Origin of the sequence: Paenibacillus sp. JMULE4, assembly GCF_013337105.1 — a bacterium.
Classification (GTDB): domain Bacteria; phylum Bacillota; class Bacilli; order Paenibacillales; family NBRC-103111; genus Paenibacillus_G; species Paenibacillus_G naphthalenovorans.
Genome location: NZ_SGWF01000018.1, coordinates 108850 through 134070 on the forward strand (window position 1 = coordinate 108850; position 25221 = coordinate 134070).

General features: G+C 52.6%; 31 protein-coding genes. 18 read left to right on the forward strand and 13 right to left on the reverse strand.

Annotated features, from left to right (window positions below):
• The first annotated feature begins 208 nt into the window (after positions 1-208).
• Complete coding sequence (locus EXW96_RS20825; protein ID WP_137670389.1) at positions 209-1243, forward strand: aldo/keto reductase; 1035 nt, start codon at positions 209-211, stop codon at positions 1241-1243.
• 39 nt (positions 1244-1282) lie between these two features.
• Complete coding sequence (locus EXW96_RS20830; protein WP_254611487.1) at positions 1283-2893, forward strand: leucyl aminopeptidase; 1611 nt, start codon at positions 1283-1285, stop codon at positions 2891-2893.
• A gap of 18 nt (positions 2894-2911) precedes the next feature.
• Here EXW96_RS20830 and EXW96_RS20835 read toward each other — a convergent pair whose 3' ends face one another.
• Positions 2912-3490 carry a hypothetical protein gene (locus EXW96_RS20835; RefSeq protein ID WP_174351304.1) on the reverse strand — a complete coding sequence of 193 codons (579 nt, stop codon included), beginning with the start codon at positions 3488-3490 and terminating at the stop codon, positions 2912-2914.
• Positions 3491-3851: 361 nt separating this feature from the next.
• Between EXW96_RS20835 and EXW96_RS20840 the strand changes: the two genes are divergently transcribed.
• Positions 3852-4454, forward strand: a complete 603-nt coding sequence (locus EXW96_RS20840; protein WP_062409826.1) for a sulfite oxidase-like oxidoreductase — start codon at positions 3852-3854, stop codon at positions 4452-4454.
• Here EXW96_RS20840 and EXW96_RS20845 read toward each other — a convergent pair.
• A complete protein-coding gene (locus EXW96_RS20845) occupies positions 4433-5896 on the reverse strand; it encodes a recombinase family protein (RefSeq protein WP_174351305.1) in 1464 nt (487 codons plus the stop codon). The two genes, EXW96_RS20840 and EXW96_RS20845, sit on opposite strands and share 22 nt — an antisense overlap.
• Before the next feature lie 139 nt (positions 5897-6035).
• Complete coding sequence (locus EXW96_RS20850; protein WP_174351306.1) at positions 6036-6536, reverse strand: helix-turn-helix domain-containing protein; 501 nt, start codon at positions 6534-6536, stop codon at positions 6036-6038.
• 143 nt (positions 6537-6679) lie between these two features.
• On the opposite strand from EXW96_RS20850, the gene EXW96_RS20855 reads away from it, so the two are divergent.
• The 4 genes from EXW96_RS20855 (at position 6680) to EXW96_RS20870 (ending at position 7901) form a co-directional block, all read left to right on the forward strand.
• Positions 6680-6892: a helix-turn-helix domain-containing protein gene (locus tag EXW96_RS20855; RefSeq protein ID WP_174351307.1), complete on the forward strand. Its 213-nt coding sequence runs from the start codon at positions 6680-6682 to the stop codon at positions 6890-6892.
• Between the two features lie 2 nt (positions 6893-6894).
• Positions 6895-7332 (forward strand): helix-turn-helix domain-containing protein, encoded by a 438-nt coding sequence (locus EXW96_RS20860; RefSeq protein WP_174351308.1) that lies wholly within the window; start codon positions 6895-6897, stop codon positions 7330-7332.
• Entirely contained in the window at positions 7329-7556 is a 228-nt protein-coding gene (locus EXW96_RS20865; protein ID WP_174351309.1) for a hypothetical protein, read from the forward strand. The genes EXW96_RS20860 and EXW96_RS20865 overlap by 4 nt, the downstream gene beginning before the upstream one ends.
• A 120-nt stretch (positions 7557-7676) precedes the next feature.
• Positions 7677-7901 carry a hypothetical protein gene (locus EXW96_RS20870; protein WP_174351310.1) on the forward strand — a complete coding sequence of 75 codons (225 nt, stop codon included), beginning with the start codon at positions 7677-7679 and terminating at the stop codon, positions 7899-7901.
• A gap of 519 nt (positions 7902-8420) precedes the next feature.
• Here EXW96_RS20870 and EXW96_RS20875 read toward each other — a convergent pair.
• Genes EXW96_RS20875 through istA form a run of 4 tightly spaced genes read right to left on the reverse strand, consistent with a single transcriptional unit; the run spans position 8421 to position 11227 of the window.
• Positions 8421-8690 carry a hypothetical protein gene (locus EXW96_RS20875; protein WP_174349756.1) on the reverse strand — a complete coding sequence of 90 codons (270 nt, stop codon included), beginning with the start codon at positions 8688-8690 and terminating at the stop codon, positions 8421-8423.
• Positions 8691-8710: 20 nt separating this feature from the next.
• The gene (locus EXW96_RS20880; RefSeq protein ID WP_174349757.1) at positions 8711-8932 is read right to left on the reverse strand and encodes a DUF5348 domain-containing protein; all 222 of its coding nucleotides are present in this window, start codon (positions 8930-8932) and stop codon (positions 8711-8713) included.
• Complete coding sequence (istB, locus tag EXW96_RS20885) at positions 8925-9698, reverse strand: IS21-like element helper ATPase IstB (protein WP_174349758.1); 774 nt, start codon at positions 9696-9698, stop codon at positions 8925-8927. Before istB ends, EXW96_RS20880 begins: the two co-directional genes overlap by 8 nt.
• A complete protein-coding gene (istA, locus tag EXW96_RS20890) occupies positions 9695-11227 on the reverse strand; it encodes an IS21 family transposase (protein ID WP_174349759.1) in 1533 nt (510 codons plus the stop codon). Before istA ends, istB begins: the two co-directional genes overlap by 4 nt.
• A 254-nt stretch (positions 11228-11481) precedes the next feature.
• Here istA and EXW96_RS20895 point away from each other — a divergent pair, with 254 nt between their 5' ends.
• The 10 genes from EXW96_RS20895 (at position 11482) to EXW96_RS20940 (ending at position 20137) form a co-directional block, all read left to right on the forward strand.
• Positions 11482-11682 carry a hypothetical protein gene (locus tag EXW96_RS20895; RefSeq protein WP_174351311.1) on the forward strand — a complete coding sequence of 67 codons (201 nt, stop codon included), beginning with the start codon at positions 11482-11484 and terminating at the stop codon, positions 11680-11682.
• Positions 11679-11846: a hypothetical protein gene (locus EXW96_RS20900; protein WP_174351312.1), complete on the forward strand. Its 168-nt coding sequence runs from the start codon at positions 11679-11681 to the stop codon at positions 11844-11846. Before EXW96_RS20895 ends, EXW96_RS20900 begins: the two co-directional genes overlap by 4 nt.
• Positions 11847-11939: 93 nt before the next feature.
• Positions 11940-14543, forward strand: coding sequence for a phage NrS-1 polymerase family protein (locus EXW96_RS20905; protein ID WP_174351313.1), 2604 nt, complete (start codon positions 11940-11942; stop codon positions 14541-14543).
• A 340-nt stretch (positions 14544-14883) separates the two neighbouring features.
• Positions 14884-15348 (forward strand): hypothetical protein, encoded by a 465-nt coding sequence (locus EXW96_RS20910; protein ID WP_174351314.1) that lies wholly within the window; start codon positions 14884-14886, stop codon positions 15346-15348.
• A gap of 7 nt (positions 15349-15355) precedes the next feature.
• Entirely contained in the window at positions 15356-16060 is a 705-nt protein-coding gene (locus EXW96_RS20915; protein ID WP_174351315.1) for a hypothetical protein, read from the forward strand.
• Between the two features lie 59 nt (positions 16061-16119).
• Positions 16120-16317, forward strand: coding sequence for a hypothetical protein (locus EXW96_RS20920; RefSeq protein ID WP_174351316.1), 198 nt, complete (start codon positions 16120-16122; stop codon positions 16315-16317).
• Between the two features lie 2 nt (positions 16318-16319).
• Entirely contained in the window at positions 16320-16712 is a 393-nt protein-coding gene (locus EXW96_RS20925) for a hypothetical protein (RefSeq protein ID WP_174351317.1), read from the forward strand.
• A gap of 142 nt (positions 16713-16854) precedes the next feature.
• Positions 16855-19203: a phage tail protein gene (locus EXW96_RS20930; protein ID WP_174351318.1), complete on the forward strand. Its 2349-nt coding sequence runs from the start codon at positions 16855-16857 to the stop codon at positions 19201-19203.
• A gap of 15 nt (positions 19204-19218) precedes the next feature.
• The gene (locus EXW96_RS20935) at positions 19219-19389 is read left to right on the forward strand and encodes a hypothetical protein (protein ID WP_174351319.1); all 171 of its coding nucleotides are present in this window, start codon (positions 19219-19221) and stop codon (positions 19387-19389) included.
• Positions 19390-19432: 43 nt separating this feature from the next.
• Positions 19433-20137 carry a hypothetical protein gene (locus tag EXW96_RS20940; protein WP_174351320.1) on the forward strand — a complete coding sequence of 235 codons (705 nt, stop codon included), beginning with the start codon at positions 19433-19435 and terminating at the stop codon, positions 20135-20137.
• 51 nt (positions 20138-20188) lie between these two features.
• On the opposite strand, the gene EXW96_RS20945 is transcribed toward EXW96_RS20940, so the two are convergent.
• From EXW96_RS20945 to EXW96_RS20970, 6 genes are all read right to left on the reverse strand, one after another.
• On the reverse strand, positions 20189-20467 hold the full coding sequence (locus EXW96_RS20945) for a hypothetical protein (RefSeq protein WP_174351321.1): 279 nt from the start codon (positions 20465-20467) through the stop codon (positions 20189-20191).
• A complete protein-coding gene (locus tag EXW96_RS20950) occupies positions 20445-20681 on the reverse strand; it encodes a hypothetical protein (RefSeq protein ID WP_174351322.1) in 237 nt (78 codons plus the stop codon). The genes EXW96_RS20945 and EXW96_RS20950 overlap by 23 nt, the downstream gene beginning before the upstream one ends.
• Positions 20678-20878 carry a hypothetical protein gene (locus EXW96_RS20955; protein WP_062409821.1) on the reverse strand — a complete coding sequence of 67 codons (201 nt, stop codon included), beginning with the start codon at positions 20876-20878 and terminating at the stop codon, positions 20678-20680. The genes EXW96_RS20950 and EXW96_RS20955 overlap by 4 nt, the downstream gene beginning before the upstream one ends.
• Before the next feature lie 42 nt (positions 20879-20920).
• A complete protein-coding gene (locus tag EXW96_RS20960; protein WP_174351323.1) occupies positions 20921-22597 on the reverse strand; it encodes a recombinase family protein in 1677 nt (558 codons plus the stop codon).
• A gap of 371 nt (positions 22598-22968) precedes the next feature.
• Entirely contained in the window at positions 22969-23052 is an 84-nt protein-coding gene (locus EXW96_RS20965; RefSeq protein WP_156124776.1) for a putative holin-like toxin, read from the reverse strand.
• A gap of 391 nt (positions 23053-23443) precedes the next feature.
• The gene (locus EXW96_RS20970) at positions 23444-24412 is read right to left on the reverse strand and encodes a GntR family transcriptional regulator (protein WP_174351325.1); all 969 of its coding nucleotides are present in this window, start codon (positions 24410-24412) and stop codon (positions 23444-23446) included.
• A gap of 289 nt (positions 24413-24701) precedes the next feature.
• Between EXW96_RS20970 and EXW96_RS20975 the strand changes: the two genes are divergently transcribed.
• Complete coding sequence (locus tag EXW96_RS20975; protein ID WP_254611494.1) at positions 24702-25196, forward strand: HPP family protein; 495 nt, start codon at positions 24702-24704, stop codon at positions 25194-25196.
• The last annotated feature ends 25 nt before the right edge of the window (positions 25197-25221 follow it).

Below are 25221 nucleotides of genomic sequence, written 5' to 3' on the forward strand. Positions count from 1 at the left end.
TCGGCTGTTTTTTTTGAAAGATATGTTCCGTCAGCGGGTATCAGGCGCCGGAAGCGCTGGAAAATTTGGCGGACAGCATTGAGATTAAGGATCGGGGGTCGCCACAGTTCTGCTGTTTTTTTGCCGGAGATCGTAATATAATGGCATAAAGGTTAGATTCAGCTTATCGGGCAAGCGCAAGGTTGACGAATGGGGAGGGAAATCTGCGATGCGGTATACCATGTTCGGCCATACAGGGCACCGCGTATCCTCGCTGGGGTTTGGGGCGATGAATCTGCCGGGAGTCCCTTTTGAGCAGGCCAAGGCAGCCCTGAATTACGCGCTGGATGAAGGCATTAATTATATCGATACGGCGGCGGGCTACCGAAACAGTGAGGAGATTATCGGGGAAAGCATTTCACACCGCCGCTCGGAATTTTTTCTGGCGACGAAAACGAAGAATCGGGATTATGCCAGTGCGATGGAAGATATGGAACGCAGCCTGAAGCGAATGAAGACGGATGTCATCGATCTGGTGCAGATTCATTACGTCAATACGGTTCAGGAGTTTAAAGCGGCGATGAATGAAGGCGGCGCTTATGAGGCCGCGCTGGAAATGAAACGGAAGGGGTACATACGGTTTATCGGCATTACCGGACACCGGCCTGAGCTGCTCGCGAAGTGGATAGCGAAAAGACAGTTCGATCAAGTGTTGTTTCATTTGAATCTGGCGCAGCCTTTTTCTCTGGATGAGCTGATCCCCGAGGCGACACGGCTAAATATGGGCAAAACCGCGATGAAGCCGCTGTCGGGAGGATTTATTCAGCCTGTATCCAAGGCGATGCGTTATCCCTATAGCCAGGACGTGCACGTCGTGCTGTCGGGTATGGTGAGCGTTGAGGAAGTCAAGGAGAACCTGGCCGCCATCCGCGAGGAAGTGGGCGACGACGAACGACGGGAGCTGGAAGCCTTGGCGGCGGAGCTGGGGAATCATAACTGCCGGCGCTGCAACTACTGTACCTGTCCTCTTGAGATTAAAATTCCCGATGTGATGATCTCCAGCCAGATCCGCAAGACATTGGGATTATTGCCGAAGGGCGACGAATTTTACCAAATCAACAAGGATAAGATATTATCCTGTGCGGATTATGAGCCCTGTAAGGACAAGCCGCTGTGCGAGCAGCAGTGCCCATACCACCTGCCGATGCGGCGGATGGTCATGGAGGCGGCGAATGATTACGATAAACAACTAACGACACGATGAACCCGGGCCGTCAAGACACGTGCCCGCAGGGACGGAGGGATGAATGAAGTGGAACCGCTTGACCGGTTGGTGACGCAAGAACTCAGCATGAAGATTCGTCCGGTTTGGGATGAGCCGCGGGAAGACAACGAAGCGGAGGAGGACGCTTCGCAGGCGCTCGCGGTGTTTATCACGCGGGAGGAGCTGGAGTCGGGCGCATGGACGGCGGCTGCCGGTACGGAGGTGCCGGCAGCCATCGTCGGCGCGGTCCGCGAGCTTGCGGCGCGCGGGCGGTTCTCGGGCCGCCTCGGGGAGACCGAGGCGCTGCCCACGCTCGGCCTGATGCCGGGCTATCAGGCCCTGCTCTTGTGCGGGCTGGGCGAGGCCGCCCGCGCTGAAGGCACAGACGCCTGGCGCGATGCCGGCGTCTACGCGGCGCGCGCGGCGCTCGGCCAAGGGCTCGAGCGCCTGGCGGCGCCGCTGCCGCGCGCCGGGCGCGCGGCTGTCCGCGAGCTCGTCTACGCGCTCGCGGAAGGGCTCTGGCTCGGCTGCTACCGCATGCCGAGCTTCGCCGCTTCGCGCGGGACCCGGCCGCCCGCGCTGAAAGAAGTCGCCCTGCTGTGCGGCAGGGCGACAGCGGACGAGCGCGCCGGGCTGCAGCGCTCGCTGGAAGCGGCGTACGCCATGGCCCTGGCGACGCATTACGCGCGCGACCTCACGAACCTGCCCGGCAACTATCTGGTGCCGGAGACGCTCGCCCGCGAGGCGCAAACCCTGGCCGCCCGTTACGGGCTGGAATGCACGGTGCTCGACGAGCACGGCATTCGCGAGCAGGGCATGGGCGGCTTGGCCGCTGTCGGCGGGGGAAGCGCCAACCCGCCGCGCATGATCGCCATCCGTTACCGCGGGACGGCGGAGGAGAACGCCGATGTGATCGGCCTCGTCGGTAAAGGGATTACGTTCGATACGGGCGGGATCTCCCTGAAAAAACCGGAGGGTATGGAAGAGATGATCAGCGATATGGGCGGCGCTGCGGTGCTGCTCGGTCTCATTCATGTTTTGGGGCGGCTGCGGCCGCAAGTTCACGCGGTGATCGTCATCCCTGCCGCAGAGAACATGCCGTCCGGCTCCGCCTTCAAGCCGGGGGATGTCATCAGCGTCATGAACGGGCAGACGGTTGAAATCCTGAATACGGACGCGGAAGGGCGCGTCGTGCTTGCGGACGGCGTGCTGTACGCCAAAGCGCTGGGCGCTACCCGGCTCATTGACGTGGCTACCCTGACCGGCGCGGTGCTCGTAAGCTTTGCCGACGTAGCGACCGGCGCAGTAAGCAACGACGAGCCGTTCCTGCAGGAGCTGCTGTCGTATGCGCGGCAGGCGGGGGAGAAGGTTTGGCCGTTTCCCAATTATCCCGAATACCACGACATGCTGAAAAGCCGGGTGGCCGATATTAAGAACGCCGCGTCGCGGGACCGCTGGGCGGGCAGCATAACCGCCGGGTTGTTCATTGGCTTTTTTGCGGGAGACGCTCCCTGGGTGCATCTGGATACCGGCGGCACGGCATGGCTGTGGAATGAACGGGGGACGGAGCCGCAAGGCGGTACGGGAGCAATGGTGCGGACATTGGGGCATTACTTGTGCGGATCGCCGGCGGCTGAAGGGGATATTTGACTTGCAGGAATGTTTGAATCACACCTGCAGCTGTTTCCCGGTGCCGGAGGGCAACCCGGTTTGGGGCGCAACGGGCATGACCACAGCTTCCAAATCGCTCATGCGAATCAGCAGCCGCGTTACCTCGCCTGCCGTATAGGGCAGGGTGCCGGCGCGCTGTGCGAGCTGGCCGAGATCGATGCCGACCCAGCCCTGCTTACGCGGATGAACGGACAAATCAAAGGGAAGCACGGTTAAAGAGGCTTCTTTGTGCCCCTGGCCGGGAGTTTCGTCAAGCTCCGGATTCCCGCTGATTTGACTCCATTGAAAATACAGCTTGCCGGTCGCCCGTTTCCAACGGATATACCCCGGGGAAAACGATATGGCGAGCATGGGATCGCCGCCGATCGTGAGCTTGGCGAATTGTACGTTTTTATTCTTGGCTGCATCCGCATACCGATGCTTGGCCATATCGGGCAGCAGCGGCACAATCACAACCGGAAGCGCGCTTGCTGCGTACAAATAGACGGCAGATTCAAAATAAACGGCAAGGCCCAGTAAAGTGATGAACACAATAATGGAGAGACTGAGCCATAACGCTTTGGACTTCCATTTCAAAGTGAATTCCCCCAGATGTTAAGCTTGTGTGTTGCAGCAGTGAACGTATTTATCTTATCATAATGACGTATAGTCGTTGTACCGGTTGGATGGATGGAAAATAGTAAACATATTGTAATGATATGGTGCGACGCTTCCTCCGGGGCCTCAAGCGATGAATACCGGTTAAGACGGCCGGGAAGTTAATGATTCTCTGCGATCCGGGACAAATTAAACAGGTAATCATTGCTTTTATGATCGGGCATCACGGAGGCACAATGGTTATGGAAAGCGGCATCCATGCAGGAAAGGCAATGGAAGTGACTTTACCCCCGCTGCGTCATAAGATAAGGCGTCAATTAACGAAGAGGAGTGAGAATTAATGAACTTCGAACAACGATCGGAAAGCAAAGCTTCGTTGGCGGACCGCATCCCTCCCGGGCAGACGCTGACCACCGGTTTTCCGGTGCTGCATTACGGCGACGTGCCTTATTACAGGGATATGAGTAAATGGAATTTGCGCATTTTCGGTTTGGTGGAGGAAGAGGTCACCCTCAGCTATAATGAGTTTATGAGCTTGCCGCGGCAGGAATATAAGAACGATATCCATTGCGTGACCACCTGGTCGAAGCTGGATAACGTCTGGGAAGGCGTTGCCGTATCCACCGTTATGGAGCGCGTAAAGCTGAAGCCGGAGGCGCGCTATGTGATGCTGCACGCGGAACAGGGCTGGACGACGAACCTGCCGATCGAGGACTTTACCCGAGAAACCAGCTTCTTCGGCATCAAGCACGGCGGCGAACTGTTGACTCCTGAGCACGGCTATCCGGTTCGCATGGTCGTCCCGCACCTGTATTTCTGGAAAAGTGCCAAATGGCTCCGCGGCATCGAGTTTATGGAGAAGGATAAGCCGGGATTCTGGGAGCGCAACGGGTACCACATGTATGGCGATCCGTGGCAATCTCAAAGATACGATTTTGATTGACGGGGAACAAGCTCTATAATGACCGGCATACTGTAGCGACCAGGTGCCGGTTTTCCTTCTGGCTTCTCGGCATCAACGGTAACCCTCTCGAACAACTCTCTAATAAATGCCTTCTTCTCGGCTTCATCCGCGCTCTGCATTGCCTCTTTGGCGTCGACAAGGATGTCCGCAATCATTTCCTTTGACCAAACGTTTGAAGTCCCCTGTGGTAGTGTAGCGAGTTCCTGCGAAATCTCCTTTTCCCGTTCAGCGTCTTCCCTGGTACGCTCCCGTAAATCTTCTAGGGATATAACGTCGTCCGCATAAGCCATTTGCCATTTTTTCTTACGCTTTCGAATTTGCTCTATCTCTGCTTCGAGAGCTTCCCGTCTGCTCTTTACTTCGTCGGACCGGTCTGGAACGTCGATTAGGTTACGCACTTGGTCGGAATCGTAATCCAGCGACGCGAGAAAAGCCTGCTCTAACCTCCCCGAATGAATAGCTGGCATATCGCATGTACCGGCGTTCGCCCGGCCTGTGCATCGGTAGAATCTCGCACCGCGGCTAAACCCAACCATCGCCTTACCGCATCTTCCGCATCTGAGGACGCCAGAAAAAGCATATTCACTTGTTGCAGCTTTCCCGCCTCTTTTTCGTGACACAATTTCACCGTACACTTTTTCGAACAATTCAACTGGAATGATTGGCGCGTGATCGCTGTCCGCAATTATTTCTTTCCCCGTAGGTTTGCCAGAAGCTTTACGGTAGTTCCAGCGAAGTTTACCACAATAGACTGGGTTCATTAAGGCATATCGGACGCTTGAATACGTCCATTCCCGCCCATTACCTCGATTCAACTTGACAGCGATTTCTCTAAAGCCACATGGTCCGTTCTCGTCACCGTAGGCGTACCAGTTAAATATTTTCCGTACGACTTCCGCTTGTTCCTCGTTCACGATCAACTGGCCGTTTTTTAGGTCATACCCATAGGGAGGTTTAGCGCCGTTACGCAGCCCTTTGTTATGTCGCTCCATCATGACGAAATGGACACGCTCTGATATTTGTTCCCTCTCGAACTGTCCTAAAAGCACGTTTAGCCCGACGTTGAAGCGTTCAAACGCTGTCCCTTCGCTCAAATTTTCGCCTATTGCGCTGCGGAGGGTAACACCGTAGGGCTTGAGCTTATCATTAAGAGCGTGCCAATCGCGCCCGGCCCGCGTCCAGCGGTCGAGCTTCCAGAAAGCAATAAAGTCCGGTTTAAGAGTTGCAATGTCGTTCATCAACCGTTGTAGATCGGGGCGGCGAATGTCTTTAGCTGAATACCCGTCGTCTATGTAGACCCCTGCGACCGTCGCGCCCCACTCTGCAAATTTGCGGTCTAGCAGGGCCTTTTGCGCTGTGATCGAATAGCCTTCAACAGCCTGTTCCTCATCGGAAACCCGAATGTATTGGAATCCACGCATAAATGCACCTCTTTGATTTCAGTGTGTATTCAAAGGTAAAACATTCCCTAATGGCCTGGCCAGAATTTGCCGTGGCCTGAAACTGGCGGGCGGGTACAAACAAGAAAAAAATGCTACTGAGTAGCAAAGCAAAGATGCTTTATTCTTCCGCAAATAGGTATTTAATTACGCCTGTTACCCTCATTCGATCATGGTCAGAAAGTGTCTTTCCCATATAGGTAATGCCTGGCTTTTTCAGGAATTCGGATAGGTCTTTGACCCTTTCCAGTTCCTCTAAAAATTGCAACTCATATTCAGCTATTTGCAGTTCCCGGTTTGCTACTTCAAGGTCTTTATCTGCTTGTAACTGGCGTTTGGTAGCTTGTTGGAGTTCAGTTTGCAAACCTTTCAGCAAGGTTAGACGGTCAATGTTCTGGGATAGTTCTTCCGGTACATAACCAGCTTTAAGCATTAGTTCTGCGTAGCTGATATTAAGCGCAGCTGCCAGTTTTTTCAGTATTTCTGGTGACGGTCCACGCTCACCCCGCTCAATCTGTGAGATGTAAGGTTGTGATACACCGGATTTTTCAGCTAATACGGCCATTGAAAACTTTGCCGCTTTTCTTATGGATTTCAGATACTGTCCGAAGTTAGGTTCCAAAGCTCACTCCTCCTTATAACCGAAATAATAAACGAAAATATCGCAAAGTGCAATAAAATTAATTGCAATCAGAAATAAAATGATTTATGATAATATTGCAAATAGCAATATATTGCATTAATCAATATCTGGAGGTTATGCCAATGGGAGCTTTATGGGATGCTGCAAAACTGGCGGAGTTTTTAGGAGTTAGTCAATCGACCATTTATGCAGGAGTGCGGGAAACTGGCCCCGGTAGAATTCCGCATGTCAAAGTAAGGGGGCGTATCTTATTCCAGCAGGAAAAGATCGTGGAATGGCTTGAGATCCAGCCTTCCAACAAAATTCCCGAAGTCGGTATGGAAGTGGAGGGTTAACCATGCAAAAGTTAACATTAAGCGAAGCGCGGGAAGAAGCAGGCTTTTCGTTGGAAGCTGCCGCCGAAAGAAGCGGCTATACGGTCCGTCAACTCAAAGCCATTGAGCGCGACAACAGCCGTACGCCCTGGCACGTATTGCTGTACCTAGCCAGCCTTTACAGTTACCCAATAGGCGCAATTAAGCTGGACAAGGATACCAAAAGCGGCGAAGCGACTTTACGCAGCCTTAGAAGGGACGCGCTATTAACGCAGGAGCAGGCAGCGGAACGAATCGGCATTTCTGTTCGCAAACTTCGAGCGATTGAAAAAGACAGCAGCTGCCTAATGCGTGATGAGCAGCTATTTACGGTATTTTGTGACGCTTACGGCGTGTTCCCGCACTATGTCTACTTGGGGCGGGAAGCCGACTTTATCCAGCAAAGGGGCGCTGCACAATGAACGCTGTTAGCCGGGAACACAGCCGTCACGCCGTATGGCTGGCCGTCAACAGCGAATACGGCGACCGCCTTACAGAAATCACGCGAGAGCATGTCGCGCTGGCAAAGTCGCTTATTATGGACCGGGAAAGCCTTTCAGACAGCGACCGGGGAATATATTCCGCCCGAATCGTCCAGCTGCGCCAGGAACGCGACGCGATTATCCAACAATTCGAAGAGAAATAACAAAGCCCGGCAGCGGGAAGGCTGCCAGGCTTTAGGTATGGCCCGGAGTGCGGGCGAATCATCCCGATTCGATTATACCAGCCTGCGCCCCGGTAAAACAATAAACGGGGAGTGTTTCGAATGGAATATAACGTTACTATGGACCGTCTTAACCAGGCTGCGGACCGACTTTATCGGGCTATCAACCGCATGGAATCGGCTATAATGGACGCAGTAGAAGCTTACAGGCTACAAATGGAAATCATTCGGCAAATGGCCGAACGGGGCATAAGCCCGGAAACGGTCCAGGACGAGATCGAACGGCTGACGGCTGAAATCGAAAGGGAGATTAACGCAGCTGCATAGTGTAGTACATAGCCCTGGCGCATAGCTGGGGTTTTTAACTTTATTAAGGGAGAATAGCGGGGTACAGGGCTTGCAGGGCCTTTCTGACGGTTCAGGGGTAAATATACCCTGCACAGTAGCATCCAATCCACAGCGTACTGCACAGTAGCATCCAATCCACAGCCGGGGCTTTTGTTGCCTGTAGATAACAAAATTTTACAAGAGTTTCGGGGCGTGATAATTTGTTATTAGAAACAATAATCGAATATGGCGTTTACGGCTGGTTCGTCGAATAAAAATCAGCCGGACGGGTACTTTCCGAAATAGATAGAGAAAGATTGCGAGAAAGTGCTAAACCAATGGCTGTTGTCGTGGTAACGCATGACAGGTTGTTTTTGTCAATATCTTTTTGAGCCAGAGCGATCATATTAAAAGTGAGCCACTTTTGTCTTTTGGTCTTACATAAATGTTTAATATTGTAAGGATTAAAGGGTTTAAAAGGTGCCCCCCTAGGGGGGCGGAAATTTGTAAATATGTTCCTTATTCCAATCCGGTCAGGAGATGCCGGAACCGTGTGTAGGCGGCGAGATGGTCAAACGTTTCGTATAGATCGCTGTGTAGATCCGGAAATGGCTTGTCCTGCCCCTGCGGTGTCAGCCGATTCATCTCCTGACGCAATCCTACCACCTGCTGTTCCAGACTCCTGCAGTACGCAGCGAGTGCGGCGATGAGTTCTTCTGTCTCCTGCCCTTCGAACGCCGCCAACGATTCCACATCATACATCGGCTCTCGAGTCTGCTTGTCATCCATGTCCCTGTTCCTCCTTGTTATCACAGGCTAACAGCATATACGGTTCGTCGATGGAGGACAAACTTGGTATCCTGCATCAGGACGTACCAATCGGTATCGAGCTCCAAGCGGCATTCGTACGCTTTGCTGCCCACATACAGAGTAAAGCATTCCCCGCAGTGGAGGGGGGACGGCCGCGCCGACGTGGGTACGCACCAGACATCTCGGTCGGCATCATAGCGGATCGTCTCCCTTTTACGCATCGTGTTCCTCCTGCGCTCGTCGCTGAAGACTTTGACGGAAGCGGTGGGAGTCTCCGTTCATCATCAGAATGTGCGCCCGGTGCGTCAGGCGATCCAGCAGGGCGGCGGTCAGCTTCTCGTCGCCGAACACCTGCGTCCACTCCGCAAAATCCAGGTTGCTGGTCAGAATGCTGCTCCCGCGTTCATAGCGGCTGGAGAAAAATTGAAACAAGAGTTCCGCACCCGCTCTGGAGAAGGGGACATAGCCCAGCTCGTCACAGATGACGACATCATATTTGAGCCACTGCTTCTCCATGTTCAGAAGCCGGTGTTCTTCTTTGGCCACGAGCAGCTCCTCGACCAAGTTGGCGGCAGTGATGAACCGCACCCGGAAGCCCTCCTGCACCATCTGCATACCGATTGCAATCGCAAGGTGGGTCTTTCCCGTACCGCTGTTGCCCAGCATCAGGACATTCTCTTTCTTCTGCACAAACTCCCCCTGCGCCAGCGTCATGACGCGGTTTCGATTCAGACTGGGCAGCAGGTGAAAGTCGAAGGTGTCGAGCGTTTTGCGGATCGGAAACGCGGCGCGCTGCAGCTTCTGCTGCCGCTGGTTCGCTTCGCGTACGGTTTGCTCCTGTTCAAGCAGTGCCAGTAAATACGCTTCGTAGCTTAGATTGCGCTCTTCCGCTTCGCGTGCCAGGGAGCGGTACTGCTGACGAATGGTCGGCAGTTTGAGCAGCTTGGTCAGGTTTTCAAGGAGCAGTTCAGTCGTTTCGCCTCTCACTTCGCAGCACCTCCACGTGTGAGCTCGCCGTAGCGGTTGGGATCGGCTTTCCGAACGCGGTACTCCGCGAGATCCGCCGGCAGGCTGGCTGCAGGCAGCGCGGCCGGATTCGGCTCCTGTCCGGTAAGCTGCTGCACGATCTGGCGCAGTCCTTCGTAGCGGAAGATCCCAGCGGCCTGTGCTGTCTGAACCGTCCGAATCAGGATGTCCATCCCCACTTCACGGTGGAGCAGGAGGAAGCGGACAAATCCGCGGTCGCCATCCGCACCATACTTCGCATTCATCTGCCGATGAAAGCCGCGCAGCTCCTGCGGAACATCCGCCGTCTGCATGGCACGGGCGTCGCGGACGGCTCGCGGTTTGCGAAGCAGCGCCTCCAGATAATGATCGAGCTTCAGGTGGATGCCGCCGTCTTCGTAGACGCGCCGGTGCTCGGCGATCACTTGGTTTTGAGCCACCACGATCACCTGATCGACAAAACCTTTCACCCATACCTGCTGCCCGACATAGTCGCACGGTACGGAATATTGGCTGCGGTCGAACGTGACGGTGGAGATTTTACTGACCCGGCATTCGGCGGTTCTGCAGGCTTCATAATCGGTGGTCGGAAGCGGATGAAGAGCCTGCTTTTCTTTGAGCCACTGCTCGTGAATCGTTTCCTGCGTGTACGGGACTTTCTTCTGCTGCGCACTCCGCTCGCACCAGGCAAGCAGGAGGTCGTTCAGTTCATCAAGCGACTGCACGTGGGGGACGGGGACGAGCGCGTTTCGCCTCGAATCGCCGACCAGACCTTCCACCTGCCCTTTTTCGTTGCCGGCCTCCGCGCTGCAAAATTCGGCTTTGAACACGTAGTGCGCCTGTAGGGCTTGAAACGCTTCCTGCTCCAATCGGTCGCGGCCCTGCAGCACTTTAATGACCGCCGTTTTGAGATTGTCAAAGAGCCCGATGGCGGGGACGCCGCCGAAGTATCGAAAGCCGTGGACAAATCCGTCGAGGAACGCTTCCTGCTTTTCGTGCGGATAGGCGCGGACAAACCGCTTGCGGCTTGCAGATAGCTGCATGCAGAACAGATACACGCGCGTCAGCCGGCCGCCGAGCATCACGTCGGCTTCTCCCCAGTCGAATTGAAACTGCTGCCCCATCTGGAATTCCAGCGGGATATACACTTCCGGCAGCAGCGTCCTGCGCTGGCGTACGAGGCGGCGAATGTTCGATTCTGAGCCGGTAAAGCCGTATTCGTCCACCAGTCGGTGATAGATGCGTGCTGCGGTATGCCGCTGCTTTTTCCACACGTTCTGATCAGCTTTGAGCCACTCGTCGATCAGCGGCACAATCCGCTCGGTTTCCCTGCGGAGCTTCCGTCCGCCGTAAATCCTCCTGCGTTCCATGGTTGTAGGCGGCAGCTCGGCCTCCAGATGTTTTTTGACGGTGTTGCGTGAGATGCCAAGCTTCTGAGCGGTTTGCCGCTGAGAGAGCCCTTCCCGCTCGATGCAATGTTTGATAAGATGAAACTGAGCCACGGTGATCATCCTTTTCTATCCTCTCCGCCAGATTGTCGACAAATCTAGCATACGAGGAACGTGATAGAATTGGAAATTCGGTGGCTCACTTTTATTTTGATCAAACCGCTTCCGAGTGGCTCAATTTTATATTAGCGAATACAACAGGTTAATCACCCAGTAACGCGGGTGGTGAGACAGGCAAGGAGCGTCCCATTCCTAAAAGCAGTTTTTGCTTTTGGGCGTGGGGCGCTTTTTATTTTGAAAAGCAGGAGGTAATCGAAGTGGAACAGCAGGCTTTAAGCCGGGAAGAACTTGTACGCGCAGGCTTTCGGGCGTATTACGAACAGAACCGGGAACGCATTAAGGCAAACAGACGGCGCTATTACCAAAGGCAGAAGGAACGTTTACAGAAAGAAGTAAGTGAAGTTGCACGCAGCATGAGAGAAGCGGAATCAAAACATCGAGAAGAGAACTTGCCATGAAAAAGGAAAATACAGCCCCGAAGGCTGAACGCCCCATGCCGGTGCAATTAAAAGTTTTCATCCCAGCAGAACGTATGGCAGCAGCACTTCGGCATTTAATTCCGGGCGTCATTTTGAGACTGGAACGGGAAGCGCATGAAAAAGAGCAACAGAAGATTGGATAAACAAGCCTTACGGTGAGAGGTTAACCGGGAACCTACTGGCGGCGGTCAACCAGGCATAAGGAGGTAGTACTCAACTTTTAGGGGAGATTAGCTATGGAGGACCGAGAAAAAGAGAAAGGCCGTCCCGAACAGGGCGACCCAAAAAATATAGAGCAAGTTAGTAATATTATACCACAAAAACGGCGAACGGTCGCTAGTTTTGATAATATCCCGGCAGAATTAAAGGCGCTTAAACAGTGGATAAATTGGAATTATGAAACGCGCCCAGGAGAAGAAAAGCCGACGAAAGTACCGAAGCAGACCAACGGACGGAACGCCAGTACAGCGGACCCGAATACCTGGACGACGTTTAACGCAGCTGCGGAAGCCTACAGCGCAGGCAGATTCGACGGCATAGGCTTATGCTTTAGCGAAGAAAACGGCTACATAGGCGTAGACCTGGATAAGATCGACGGCTGGAAGGACGAAGCCGACGACATTGTACGACTCCTGGACGGCTACACCGAAGTCAGCCCATCAAATAACGGTTACCGGGTATTCGTGAAAGGGAAGAAGCCTGGGACGCGAGAAAGAAAAGGCCCTTTCGAAATGTACGACCATACCAGCACAAGATTCTTAACAGTAACAGGGAACCATGTACCGGGTACGCCGACGACGATAGAGGAGCGCCAGGAAGCCGTAGAAAAACTGTATAACGACTACCTGGGGGCAAAGGAGTCAGCCAAAACAAAGAAGGGCGCGGCTAAAAAATCCCCGGAAATGACCGACGACGAAGTTAAAAAGAAAGCTATGCAGGCGGGAAACGGGGAAAAGTTTACGAAGCTGTACCGAGGGGAATGGGAAGAACTAGGCTACCCGTCACAAAGCGAAGCAGATATGGCTTTCACGGGAATGCTGGCATTTTTCACCCAGGACGCCGAACAGATCGACCGTATTTTCCGGGAATCGGGGCTGTACCGTGACAAATGGGAACGGGACGACTACAGGGAGGAAGTGATAGAAAAAGCCCTGGACACTCTTGCAGAAGTGTATACCGGGGGAGGGGGGAAAGAAAAGAAATCACAGGCGGAAGTTATGCTGGGACTGACGCAGGGCCTGGACTATTTTTGCACGGTTGAAGGTATCGCGTACGCTAATATCCCCCTGGAAGGTAAAAGCATATCGGTCCGGGTTCGTAGCGAAAGGTTTAAACAATGGCTGCGGAATCAATATTACGAAACGCATAAAAAGATACCTGGCAACCAAGCTGTACAGGACGTAGTTTACCAGTTGGAAGCCAGGGCTAGTATGACCGGGCCGCAGGAAGACGTTTATGTACGGATTGCTGGCGACTTTCGAACGATTTACGTAGACCTAGCGAACGAACGTGGGGAAGTCGTAGAAATCACAGCGCAGGGCTGGCGCGTCGTCCAGGAATCAAAAGCGCGGTTTCATAAGACCCAGGGTATGCTTCCGCTGCCTACGCCCAAGCGCGGCGGTACGATTAACGAATTACGGCCTTTTGTGAACGTTACGGAAGAAGAATGGCCCTTGCTAGTCGCGTATATTATCGGCTGCTACCATCCGAAAGGGCCGTACCCGCTTCTGATTCTACAAGGCGGCCAGGGTTCGGCGAAATCGACGCAGACCAAGGTTATTCAAAGCCTAGTAGACCCGACGACCGCCGTACTTATGAGCCTGCCGAAAAGCGAAAAGCAGCTGGCAATTACTGCGAAGAACGGCTGGGTAATCAGCTTCGATAACCTTTCGGAATTGTCGCCCAGTATGTCTGACGCCCTTTGCCGCCTTTCTACAGGCGGGGCACTAACAGATCGGACGCTATACACGAACGACGAACAGCAAATTTTCGCCTTTAAGCGCCCGGTAATCCTAAACGGCATTACGGATCTGGCGGAACGCGCAGACCTGGGCGACAGGGCCGTAACGATACACGCGCCCGAATTAAAGCGAAGGGACGACGAAGCGACGTTCTGGCCCCGGTTCGAAGAAGCGCAGCCCCGGATACTGGGAGCGATATTCGACGCCGTAAGCGCCGCGCTGCGGAACCTTCCAGGCGTAAGGCTGAAAAGTACGCCACGAATGGCCGACTTTGCGAAATGGGCCGTAGCTGCGGAAGATGCTTGCGAGCTGAACCAGGGCGCATTTATGAAGGCGTACGACGTTAACCGGAAGGATAACGCGCTGGTAGCCTTGGAACATGACGCGGTGGGGCGGGGCATTGTTCAAATTATGAAAACTACGACTTTTTGGGAGGGGAATTCCGAAAAGCTGATAAAGACCCTAAAGGAGATTAACCCCGAAGAAAGATGGCCGCCCGTAAACAAAATTAAAGGCCATATCGACCGCTGTAGGCCCGCGCTGCTTCACGTTGGTATCGAGATCGAACAGGAGAGAAGCCGCAAGAATTACCGCATTACGAGAGTAACGAAGAAGCCGACCGTACCGCAGCTGGCCGAAATGCCGGGCTGGACGCTGGAGGACGACCACTACAATCGGGTATTACGTCCTAACGTTCTGCTGTCTATCGAAAAGGATGAAGACGGTACATTCATGGCGTATGCTGCGACCTGGCGGGAAGGCCGCGAAATAGGGGACGGCAGGCCACGGGTTACGGAATGCCTGGCCGAAGGCGTAAGCTGGGCCGAAGCGTTCCAGGCCGCCGAAGAATACGCTGCGCGGTTCATGGGGAATGTGTAATTTCCAGATATTAGGTAAAAATCGCTACGGTTGCTACGGTTCGCTACGGTTGTTTTTCCTTTTTATCTAAAATGAAAAAAGAAAAGAAGAGAAGAAACCGTAGCAGCACCGTAAATAGAAAGCGCGTAACGTCGTATATAGATATATCGTGATTTTAACCGTAGCAACCGTAGCGTAAACGCGCAAACCCGCGCCCCGCCTGGGTTTAGGGCGCTACGGTTGTCAAAAAACAACCGTAGCGCAACCGTAGCGTGCTACGGTTGATTAAGACGAACCCCCGCTTTCCGGGCCGCTGGCCTGTAAATATACGGAACAAACTTATGAAGGGAGTATTCAAAAAATGACGGATTGGAACGACGAATACGTACGGGAACTGGAAGATTCCCAAAACTGTGAGTGGGCCGAGGACTACGAGGAATGGCAGCAGCATATGCGGGAGTTGGCCGCCGAACTGGAGGAACTTTGCGACCTGGCAGGACGTTCTGCCGACTCAAAAGTACGCCTGTTCGAAGCGCGGGTAGAATTCGCACAGACCAAGCTGCTAGCCGACGAACTAACGAAGACCTACAGGGTGTACCCCGAACTGCTGCGTGGTCCAGCGCGGAAAGAGTACCTGGCAAAGCTGCGGCAGTGTGACAAAGCGGTATGCAGACTTTTCGAAGCCGACAGCGCGAAGCGCGAAGCGCACCGCGAGGTTATCGAAGCTGTAATGGACCTTAACGATTGGTGGCGGCAGGACCAGGAACGTATGCGGGAGCGTACGCAGCGCCTACGAGAATTGAAGAAAGTACGCAGGGAGGGCTGATAGCGAAATGGCCGAAGAAGCGAACGCCCGCCGACCGCCGCAGGACAGCCTGGGAGAAAAGCGTAAGTTTCACCCGAAAGCCGATTCGCTAAACATGATCGGCGAACGGCAAGGGAAGCCCGCCCTGCTGTGCGGCGCAAAGCGAAAGAACAAAGACGCCAGGTGTCGGCAGTATGCAGGCGCTGGGACCGACCACAGCGGATACGGTCGTTGTAAATTCTGTGCCGGTCGCAGCACTGGGCCGCGTACCCCGGAAGGGAAAGCCGTCGTAGCGCAGAATCCGCGAAAGCATGGCTTTTACAGCCCTGCGTTATATGGCGCAGAGTGTGAGACATACGAACAGCTGCGGGCGAATGGCGTAGTATCGCTGGAAGACGAAATTTTCATGTGGAAAGCGAAGCTGCTGACGTACCTGCAGAAGTGGGAAAGAATTCGCCAAGAGAAAGGCGAAGAAGCTACGCGCGTTTGGTTTAAAGATGGGCACGAAAGGGCTTATTACTATGCCGGTACTGCCGAAGACCGCGTAGTAAGCCGGAACCTGGAAACGCTGGGCCGTCTCGTAGAGAAGTACGCCCGACTTCGCCCTGACGACGGCGAAGACCTGTTAAGCCAGATTAACACCGAACTGCGGGCGGCGTCTAAAGCACAGATAGCCATAACCTGGAGCGGCCCGGCGCAGCAGCGCTTAACTTCGGAAGAAGCCGGGAAATAAGCCGCAATAAGCTTTATCAAAATGAAACATAGTGAACGCACGAAAAAGGGGCGGCGCGAATGATTTACGACGACCACTTTACCGAACTATCCAGGCAGCACCTGGTAACAATAAGCGGCTTTTGCCGCAGCTGCCGGGAAACGGAGATATTCGACCGTTACCTGGTAACTGGCATAAACGAGATAACCGGGACGAAAGAAAGCCGCAGCGTCCAGGTATGCCAGGGCTGCGGACTCGAAGAACCTGGGAGGGCATAAACTTGCGACGGATACAAGACGTTATTTCCAGGAGAAACATAGAGCGCTGGCTAAGAAACTATCAGACGATACAAGCCGGGGACCGTATCGACGACGGCAGGCCAGTAAACAGCGGCCCGCGACCGCTGGACGGCGTAAGCGGCGGCAGGCTGAATAAGATCATGCTGGACAAGGCGCTGGCCGACTTAAAGCGCGAAAGGCCTTTTGTCTGGCGCTGTGTACTATGCCGCTGGGTAAAGCGCGTTACGCGCCGGGAAGCTTTGCAGCTGCTTGAGGTAAGCGCCCCGGACTATGCGGAGGGCTGCCGGGAAGGCGTAGACTTCATTTTTAACCATGTGAACGGTGGGGCCGCTAGCTACATTAAGCTGCTAACCGCAATACGTGACAGCAAGTAGTAAAGAAACAAAGAAATAAAGAAATCTTTACTTATCTTAACCTTCCCGATAGGCGGTAAAATCGGCCCCCTTCCCGATTATGAAAATCGGCAGCCTTCGACGGTGGGCGGTAAACCGATTATCAGTAATAGGTGGGGGTAATATGGCGCGTGAATTCGTAATGGGCGTAAAGCTGACCCTAAACGACGCTTTCAGCGGGCCGATAAAGGCGGCGGCGCGGGCGACGGGGGCCTTTAGGGAAGGCATGGCAACCGCGACCAGTCAAACAAACAGCTTCCGAAAAGGCGTGGAAGACGCTACCCGGCAGTCTAAAAGCTTCCGCGAAGGCCTGGCAGGGGTAGCGCACAGCGCCGACAGCGCAGGGATGGGCCTAAAGGGGGCTGTAGCTGCCATAGGCGGCATTACAGCGGCTGTGGGGCTGTTCAAAAAGTCGGTCGGCGGCGCTATGCAGATGGAACAAACGCAAATGCAAATATCGGCGCTGGTCGGGGACGCTGAAAAAGGCGCGAAATTATTTAATATGTTGAACGATATGGGCCTAAAATCTGTGTTTTCGGAAAGCGACTTCCTAAACGCGGGGAAAGCATTTCTGCCGATAACGAAGGACCTGGGACAGTTAAACAAAATGCTGGGCATTACGGAACGGCTGGCCGCGTCGAATCCGCTGGAAGGCATGGAAGGCGCAGCGTTCGCCATGCGGGAACTGGCAAGCGGGGATATAACTTCTGTAGCCGAACGCTTCAATATCGGTAAGAATGCCCTAAAAGACGCGGGTTTCGATTCGGCGGGCGACGCAATGAAAAACATTATGGCGCTGGATAAGGTACTGAACGACTACGGCTTTACTTCCAAATATATCGAAAAAGTAAACCAGTCGGGCGCTGCACAGTGGGACATGCTACAGAGCAACATGGCTACAGCTATTAAAAAATCAGGTATGGCTGCCCTGGACATGCTGAAAGGGCCGCTAAAGGAATTAAACGACTGGATGGGTGGCGGGGGGCTAAAAGCTTTCACAGATACGCTATCTAAAACCTTGGCGGGTACGGTGAAAGTGGCTATTTCCGTCGGTAAGGCGTTCGTTAAGTATTCAGAACCTATCAAGAACGTAGCGACAGCTGCGGGCCAGGCCTTCAAAATGGCCTACAATATCGTAGCGGGTGCATTACAGGGAATATGGAATGTATCCCGCCCCATTATCGCCGGGATAAAGAAAAACTGGTCCACATGGGGGCTTATTATCCAGATTACCAGCTATGCGCTTGCCGCATTCGCCGTAGGCCTGGGAGCAGTTAAGACGGCCCTTACGACTTCCAGCGTGGCTATGCGGCTGCTAAACGCGGCTATGCTGACGAACCCGATAGGCTGGATTATTCTAGGCATCGGGCTGCTGATAGGCGCATTTATCAAGCTAAACGGCGGCATAGAAGGTACGAAGAAGGTACTGGCAGGCTGGTTTAACCAGGCGAAAGCTTTATGGAAAAGCGACCAGGTACAGGGCTGGGTAAGCAAAGCTGTAACGGCCTTTAACTGGCTGGTACAGAAGGCAGGCGAAGTCATAGCCTGGATTCGCACAAACTGGCCGCAAATCCAGGCGGCCATTGTAGGGGCATTTATGAAAGTATGGTCCGTCCTCGGCCCCGTCGTAACGCAGATCGTAGCGAATATCGTAAGTGCCTTTTCAGCGGTCTATAACTGGTTTATGCAATACTGGCCGGGCATACAGCGTTTCTTTATCCTCTTTTGGGCCTGGGTGGGGCCGTACGTCATGGCTGCGCTGAAAATCCTGTGGTCCGTCATTTCCAACGGTTTCACGCTGATATGGAACACCGTACAAAACGTCTGGAACATGATAACGGGCGTAATTCAAGTCGCCTGGGGCATTATCAGCGGTATCCTGGGCGTAGGCCTTTCGCTGCTAATGGGCGACTGGAAAGGGGCCTGGGACGCTATGCTGGGTATGCTGCGAAACGTATGGGACGGCCTGGGTAAGTTTTTCAGCGGGCTAGGCGGCCTATTCTACGACAGTGGTAAGGCGATCATTAAGACGCTGGTAGGAGGTATCGAAGCTATGGCTATGGCCCCTGTAAACGCGGTAAAAAACGTCTTCGATAAGGTGCGCGAATTCCTGCCCTTTTCGGATGCAAAGCGCGGCCCGCTGGCCGAACTGACGTACAGCGGCGGGGCGATAATGACGACCCTTTCGGCTGGCGTCTGGAAGAAGGCTAGCAGCCTATCGAAGTCCATAAGCGGGGCCTTCTCCGAAAGCGGCATAAACATAGCCCCGGAACGGGTAACGGCAACGGCCCCGGCAGCCCCAGCTGTGGCAGCTGCGGCCCCCGTAATCAACGTCGGGGACATCATTGTAAACGCGCCCGAAGGAACGGACACCATAGCCCTGGCGCGTGAAGTGATAGACCAGCTTTACAGCCAGGCAAATGCCGCGGCGCGTACCCTTTCGTCGGGTAATAAGGCCGCGCTGCTGGGGTAAAGGAGGAATCGACGAATGAGCGATAACCAGGAAGGCGAAAAGCTGAAAGAAATGCTGGCCGCCGTAGGCAGCAAGCCGGGCGGCAGCTTAAAAGCCAGCAAAGCAGCCTTAACGCAGGAGCAGGAACAGCAGTTAAACGAAATGCTTGCAGCTGTAGGGATTAAAAAAGACAGCGCCCAGCAATAAGAAGTAAAGATAACTTTACCTATTAAAATGGAGGAATGTAACCATGATTAAAGCGTACGAAGACATGCTGGAGAATATCAAAGCGTTCGAAGCCGCCCAGGAAGCGGATAACGGGCAGCTGGAAGCCGCAGCTGCGGAAGTGGAACAGGCCCGCCAGCGGTATAACGCCCTGCTGGAAAAGGCCCTGGAGGACCCGGAACTGGCCGCAGACGTTGCCAAGGCCCAGGGGCTGGTAACTATCGCCGAAGCGAAATTACAGCGCCTATGGGCGAATCTGGACGCTGTAAAGAAGCCGTACCCGGACGGCATGGCGGTAGCCTTTATGAACGTCCAGGCCGAAATTCGCCGCAGAATTGCCGACGGCAGCCTGCTTCGAGAGGAATTTGGCCCCATGCTGGACAAAATGAAAGAGCATATGCAGGGGTATATGGACACGCTGGCCGCTGTATTCGTCAAAATGCACCAGGTAAACAAAAGCCTAGCGCATATCCAGCACAGCACAGCCAGCGCCGTACTGCGGTACATGGGCAAGGAAGAACGCTTCGGCTTAATGGGACCGGAACTGATTAAAGAATCTGACTTCAAGGAATGGGCCTGGGTAGATCATTACCAATACAATAACGACCTGGCAGCGATTCGCAAGGCAGCCCTGGAGGAAACAAGCCCCGAAGCGAGGCTGACCCCTGTGTATTCGCCGAACGTCATTACGCCGACAAGTAAGCAATTCCAGGACGCTAGGCAGCTGTAAAAGAGAAGAAACCCGGCGTAGCCAGGCTGTGAAGCCCCTGCGCCGGGTTCTTTAGTTTACTGCGCCCTTCGGCGTTCGAGGTACGCGCGGCACGTTACCCGAAAAGCGGACTTGGCCGAACGCCATTTCTATAATAATCTTTGCTGACAGCGGATTCTTCAAATGTTCGGTAAACGTCACAGATGGAACTGGCCCTACAGGTGTACCTTCCAGCGACAGCGCCAGGAATTCTACGCGGCGTACTGCTTCGGGGCTTCCTGACAGCTTCCCATTATCGTACGTAATTTCTGCCGTTTCGCCGCCTATCCTAACTTTCGCTGTGAATTTCATACCCCGGCCCCCTCAATTTGTAGGCATAGTCGCGCCGCAGCGTTTCAGCTAGTACCTTTTCGCCCATGCCTTCCAGTTGACGAAGCCGCCACTGGTAATGCTGGGTAATACCCGGCATTCTTACGTCACCTTCAACGAAGTCGGAAATAATCTGCTGCGCTACATGCGCATTTTCAGGGTTTTCAATCAATCCGGCGTAAGTGTAGGCGTTCATACCCCGGCCCCCAGGGCTGCCGCGACTTCTTCCCACAGCTGCGAAACAGGCTTTTTCCCTTCGGCCCACTCCCGCAGGAATGCCAGGGCGGCTTCCGCGTCGCGGTAGGATAGTTCGCTAATCTTTTTATGCAGCGTTGCCCGCTTGTAAATGTATTCGCGGTCTATCGGCAGCGGTGTTTCGTTTATCTCAGCCATAAGATACCCCCATAAAATATTCGGCAGAATAGCAACAGCATTTTAAAGAAACTGTTTTTTTACTTCCTCTGTGATCTTTTTTAATCCCAGGCTTGTCTTCGTGCTGCGCTTCTTCCTGGGGCCGCCGTTGTTCATGTAGCCGAACGGGTTAGGCGCTACGGGTACGTCAACCTGGAATGGTGTTTCGCCGTTAAGGTACGCCTTTAGGACCAGCTTATCTTCGTATAGGACCCCGGATGGAAACAGCCGCCCGATTAGCTCCATTTGTTCCTGGGGCGTCATTTCTTCGTCAAGATATAGCAGCGCTTCGAAATACTGGCTTACAGCTACGTAGTTAAACATTTGCTGCATTACGGCTTCTTTCTTGTTTTCCAGCTGGCGCTTCCGGGCAGTATGAACCTGGCGCTGGCTTTCTAGTTCTGCCTGCTTCGATTCCAGCAGGCCCCCGGAAAATCCCCCGCCGCCTTTAAGCACTAAATCCAGCAGATTGTCGTACATTTGCTGTACTTCGTTTAGCTGCTTGTTTACGCCTTCTATTTCCGCGTCTATGTCCTGGGGGTTGTATTCGAACTGAATATAGCGTCGGGCTGTTTCTTCGTTGTCCAGTATTTCCTTAACCGCCCGGATTAAATTAAAGTCAATGCGAATCGAATTTATGGACATTCCGCAGCCTGGGCTGTAGTCGGGCTTATGTTCGCGTCCATGCTTGTAATAAAAGTGTATGCCGTATTTTATGCTGCCGCTTTGTTTAAGCGAAAGCTTACGACCACAATCGCCGCATGTTACCGCGATATTCCGCATAAGGGCTGGGTAGATCGGGTTACGCCTTTGGTACTTCTCTTTTCGTTTCAGTTGGATTCTATGCCAGGTTTCTTTTGAACGTAGAGGCGGGTATACGCCTGGGGTTACAATCGTTTCGCCGTTTGAAAAGGACTTTTCCATAACGCCATGATAGGCCTTACTGGTAAGGCGCTTACTGATATGCTGGCTATTCCAGGGCTTCCCGGACGGCGGCTTTTTGATACCGTTAAGCACTTCCGCTATTTTTTCGTCGCTTAAACCCTGTTTTAAGTACAGATCGTCAATAGTCGGGATAACCCAGCTGTAGGCTTCGTTAACAGTATGCTTCCCGGTATTTTTGTCGTACAGGTATTCGAAAGGCGGCTTACCCCAGCCCTTACCTTCGCGGGTACGCTGCCGCTTCCCCCTCATCATGCGTTTAACTATTTTCTTCTTTTCCCGTTTGGCGAATAAGTTTTTTAAGTCGCTAAAGAATTCGTCGTCTTCGTCGGCTAGATCGGTTATTTTACCAGGTTCGGCTATCTTTACGCTGTTTTCGCGCAGCTGGCTTTTAAGGTATTCCCAGCTAACCGTATCCAGGCGGGAAAGTCTATCCTGGTCAATACATAAAACTACGTCGCCTTTGTCGTCGTCTACATCGTCCAGCATCTGCGTAAGGCCTGCCTTATCCAGTTTGCCGCCGCTATCTACGTCGCGGTAAATGCCGACGATAATCCAGCCCATTGAATGGGCGTACTGTACTAATTCCTGTATTTGTGCTTTAAGGCTGAAACGGTGTTCCTGTAACTTTGTCGAAACGCGGATATAGATAAATATCCGATAGTCTTTACCAGGTAAGGCGGCTTTATTGAAGTAGTAGACCGCGCTCCCTTTCGTGAAATGATCGGCTATATACTGAATATCTTCTACGGCCTGCATACCAGCACCCCCATAACCGCGTATGCTACTAATGTACTGTTTATTCATTTTACGATAACTAATCGCAGTTGTAACCAATTATCTCCAGATAATAGTCGTGATACAATATGGTAACGAATGTGAGTTTTCCGCAGTATACCGGATTCATGAAAGCATATCGGACGCTCGAATATGTCCATTCCCGCCCCCATAAAATAAAAAATAGATTAATCTACTGGTGCATTTGTGGTATAATCGATTCAAGAAATGCTTACAATGCAAAAGGAGCCGTGCTGAGAACACGACTCCCGATGCAATAGCCGCTTTTAAGGGCGGTAGGCTTGTATTAGGTGTTACGGTAAGAAATGACCGCTACCTTTGGACGAGGGCGGTCATTTCTTTTTCAGGTAGGCAAGCAGCGCTAAAATAAACATTCCGAACAGGAACATCAATTGCAGCGCTTGAAATACCTCCATGGCGTCACCTCCCTTCCGGGAGACTAAGCCAGACCGCCCTCGCAAGCCTATTCTATTGCACACCGATTATAGCATAACGCATCTTGGTAAGATAGCCGCATCGTCCGCCGCTGGATTGACTCGCTCCCGTTGGATTATACATTGTATTTTAGATCACCACGGCGATCCCTTCAAGGAGCAACGCTACGATTTTGATTGACGTGCAGAACGGCTTTTGCACGCGGCTGATCAAGGATTCTCAGCTGCAAATCATGAAACCCGGCAACGAGCATGATAAAAGCCTTGCAAATAGAGCACAAGACCAACAGCAGCCAAACCGGCTGCTGTTTTATGTGTTGTCAAGAAAAAATACCACTCTCCTCACGGGAAAGCGGCATTCGGTGATCAGTGTTTAGTTGGCTGATTTTGCAAACTCTTGAAGAAGATTTTCACTGCTCTTTTCAAGAACCATCGGATACAATTCGACCTTATCCGGAGCTAATGCTTTTAATTCAGAATAGACGGCCGCGGAAGCATACACCTTATCAGACTTCTCGATGTTTTCTTTCAAGAGTGCCTCATCATCTATGCCAATGGCATGGGATTGAATGTGTGTAATATTGGCATCCTGCACCCGGCTGGCCATCCATTGGCCGCCTGCTTTTCCAAGGCAAACGAAGCTGACCTGACTGCCTGGTTTGAGCTGCGCGATTTGGAGGAGCAGCGGCATTTCGATTGTCGCTCCTATGGTTAATACATTTTTTTGATAGCGGGCAAATAATTTTTTTACCTCATCAGAATGATTCAAAGTGGTGACAACGACGTTCGAATAGTCAAGCGCTTCGATCGTGACGCTTTCGGTCGTCAATAGATCCTCTAAAAAAACCGTTTTGATTTCGGCGCCCGTTACCCGTTTAATTTCATCGCGATAGAACGTATGATCATGTCCTTTGCATTCAACGAACAGGAGCCGCAATTGATCCGTCGGTGTTTGATGATGCAAGAGAATATATGCGAGGCTGGCTGTGAAAAATTCGGTTAAGGGAATACCTTGCGCTTCGGCTTCTGCGATTGTCTTTGTGACAAGCTCATGCATAGGTTGCCGCATTTTTTGTAATTCTTTGATTTTGGCGCTGTCGATGACTTGTGTGCCTCGGCCTTTTTGCATGGAAACATAACCTTCGTCACGTAACTGGTTATAAACCAAGTTAACCGTGTTTCGATTAATGCCTAATAAGTCCGCCATCTGGTTTGCGGGAGGAAGCATCTCGCCTGTTTTGATTTTTTCGATGCCGATCAGCCACTTCAATTGTTCTTTGATTTGGGTATTTATACAAAAAGTTAAGTTAGGGTCGACTTTCAAGAGGATATCATTATCCATTAAATATTACCCCTTGCATAGTATACTAGTTATTATCATCATTATACACCTATGCGCAATATATTCAAACCGGCGAAAGATGCAGACCCATTGCACGGTGTTGCGGTTGAGATTCAACCCGATCGGACAATGGATCTGCAGCCGGCAGAAGATCTCCAGGGTAATTTCTAATGAAATCTTGAACAGGACTATTGACACTCCGTAGTTAGCTTATTATCATTAATTACTAAATAACTATGTATTTATGAATGGAGTGAAGAGTGTGAATTCGCATTTTATTGGTTTTCTCATGAAGATGAGGGGGAAGGCCAGGAGCCCCCTGAAAGCCAATCCGTGGAATGCCTTTATGGGGTTTATTGGCGGGTTTCTGGCCATAGGCTTATTAGCTTTCTTGACAAATGTTACTTCCGATTTATGGATTATGGCTCCGTTCGGCGCGAGTTGTGTATTGGCTTTTGCGGTTTGGGATGCGCCCTTCTCACAACCCAGAAATATTATAGGAGGGCATTTCATTTCAACGCTGGCAGGCTTAGCGGTATATCATGCTGCAGGCAATGGTCCTGTTGCGATGGCTATTGGGGTTGGCTTGGCCATCAGCCTAATGGTTTTAACGAGAACAACCCATCCGCCGGCCGGAGCTGATCCATTAGTTGTCATGATGTCTGGAAGCGGCTGGAGTTTCTTGGTAGCTCCCGTTCTAATTGGGGCGGTCATGATTGTGTTAGTAGCTCTTCTCGTTAATAATCAGGACAAAAAGCGTAATTACCCGACGTTCTGGTTTTAATTTCCGGATCGGATGGCGCCATCGG

Coding starts and splice junctions, on each gene's coding strand:
- EXW96_RS20825 (WP_137670389.1), top strand. CDS start 209: ATGCGGTATACCATGTTCGGCCATACAGGGCACCGCGTATCCTCGCTG.
- EXW96_RS20830 (WP_254611487.1), top strand. CDS start 1,283: ATGAATGAAGTGGAACCGCTTGACCGGTTGGTGACGCAAGAACTCAGC.
- EXW96_RS20840 (WP_062409826.1), top strand. CDS start 3,852: ATGAACTTCGAACAACGATCGGAAAGCAAAGCTTCGTTGGCGGACCGC.
- EXW96_RS20845 (WP_174351305.1), bottom strand. CDS start 5,896: ATGCGTGGATTCCAATACATTCGGGTTTCCGATGAGGAACAGGCTGTT.
- EXW96_RS20855 (WP_174351307.1), top strand. CDS start 6,680: ATGGGAGCTTTATGGGATGCTGCAAAACTGGCGGAGTTTTTAGGAGTT.
- EXW96_RS20860 (WP_174351308.1), top strand. CDS start 6,895: ATGCAAAAGTTAACATTAAGCGAAGCGCGGGAAGAAGCAGGCTTTTCG.
- EXW96_RS20865 (WP_174351309.1), top strand. CDS start 7,329: ATGAACGCTGTTAGCCGGGAACACAGCCGTCACGCCGTATGGCTGGCC.
- EXW96_RS20870 (WP_174351310.1), top strand. CDS start 7,677: ATGGAATATAACGTTACTATGGACCGTCTTAACCAGGCTGCGGACCGA.
- EXW96_RS20875 (WP_174349756.1), bottom strand. CDS start 8,690: ATGGATGACAAGCAGACTCGAGAGCCGATGTATGATGTGGAATCGTTG.
- EXW96_RS20880 (WP_174349757.1), bottom strand. CDS start 8,932: ATGCGTAAAAGGGAGACGATCCGCTATGATGCCGACCGAGATGTCTGG.
- istA (WP_174349759.1), bottom strand. CDS start 11,227: ATGATCACCGTGGCTCAGTTTCATCTTATCAAACATTGCATCGAGCGG.
- EXW96_RS20900 (WP_174351312.1), top strand. CDS start 11,679: ATGAAAAAGGAAAATACAGCCCCGAAGGCTGAACGCCCCATGCCGGTG.
- EXW96_RS20905 (WP_174351313.1), top strand. CDS start 11,940: ATGGAGGACCGAGAAAAAGAGAAAGGCCGTCCCGAACAGGGCGACCCA.
- EXW96_RS20910 (WP_174351314.1), top strand. CDS start 14,884: ATGACGGATTGGAACGACGAATACGTACGGGAACTGGAAGATTCCCAA.
- EXW96_RS20915 (WP_174351315.1), top strand. CDS start 15,356: ATGGCCGAAGAAGCGAACGCCCGCCGACCGCCGCAGGACAGCCTGGGA.
- EXW96_RS20920 (WP_174351316.1), top strand. CDS start 16,120: ATGATTTACGACGACCACTTTACCGAACTATCCAGGCAGCACCTGGTA.
- EXW96_RS20930 (WP_174351318.1), top strand. CDS start 16,855: ATGGCGCGTGAATTCGTAATGGGCGTAAAGCTGACCCTAAACGACGCT.
- EXW96_RS20935 (WP_174351319.1), top strand. CDS start 19,219: ATGAGCGATAACCAGGAAGGCGAAAAGCTGAAAGAAATGCTGGCCGCC.
- EXW96_RS20940 (WP_174351320.1), top strand. CDS start 19,433: ATGATTAAAGCGTACGAAGACATGCTGGAGAATATCAAAGCGTTCGAA.
- EXW96_RS20945 (WP_174351321.1), bottom strand. CDS start 20,467: ATGAAATTCACAGCGAAAGTTAGGATAGGCGGCGAAACGGCAGAAATT.
- EXW96_RS20950 (WP_174351322.1), bottom strand. CDS start 20,681: ATGAACGCCTACACTTACGCCGGATTGATTGAAAACCCTGAAAATGCG.
- EXW96_RS20955 (WP_062409821.1), bottom strand. CDS start 20,878: ATGGCTGAGATAAACGAAACACCGCTGCCGATAGACCGCGAATACATT.
- EXW96_RS20960 (WP_174351323.1), bottom strand. CDS start 22,597: ATGCAGGCCGTAGAAGATATTCAGTATATAGCCGATCATTTCACGAAA.
- EXW96_RS20965 (WP_156124776.1), bottom strand. CDS start 23,052: ATGGAGGTATTTCAAGCGCTGCAATTGATGTTCCTGTTCGGAATGTTT.
- EXW96_RS20970 (WP_174351325.1), bottom strand. CDS start 24,412: ATGGATAATGATATCCTCTTGAAAGTCGACCCTAACTTAACTTTTTGT.
- EXW96_RS20975 (WP_254611494.1), top strand. CDS start 24,702: ATGAAGATGAGGGGGAAGGCCAGGAGCCCCCTGAAAGCCAATCCGTGG.